Here is a 371-nt window from a genome sequence, read left to right as displayed (position 1 = left end):
CGCCTTCTCGCCGATGCATCCATGGCGCTGCAAAATGACATTGACCGTGCTGTGCGAAGGCACGCCTTGCAGGCCTTGATCCTTCAGGCGCCGGCTGATCTTGTGCGCGCTCCAGGCCGGATGCTGGCTTCGCACCTCGAGCACCCGCGCTTCGAGTTCGTCGCAGGTTCGATTCGGGCTGCTGTGCGGACGTCGGGGGAGATCGCCCAGCGCCTCGCGGCCCCCGGCCCGATAGCGGTTGACCCACTTGTATCCGGTCTGCCGGCTAATGCCAAAGCGTTGGCACAGCTCGCTGAAAGCAATCTCTTGTTGCAGGGCCAGGGTCACGAATTCAAGGCGAAGTTGCATGGTGTCCTGCGGGTTCCAAGGCA

1 protein-coding gene is annotated in these 371 nt (G+C 63.1%); it reads right to left on the bottom strand.

Features of this window, described 5'->3' with window-relative positions; translation table 11 throughout:
- On the bottom strand, window positions 1–348 hold a 348-nt coding region (locus PQR08_RS38740), incomplete at its 3' end, for a helix-turn-helix domain-containing protein (RefSeq protein ID WP_408164521.1).
- Between the last annotated feature and the right edge of the window lie 23 nt (window positions 349–371).

Origin of the sequence: Caballeronia jiangsuensis (assembly GCF_046030135.1) — a bacterium.
Taxonomy (GTDB): domain Bacteria; phylum Pseudomonadota; class Gammaproteobacteria; order Burkholderiales; family Burkholderiaceae; genus Caballeronia; species Caballeronia jiangsuensis.
Note: the sequence above shows the minus strand (reverse complement) of the source record. Positions and strands in the feature narration are given on the sequence as shown.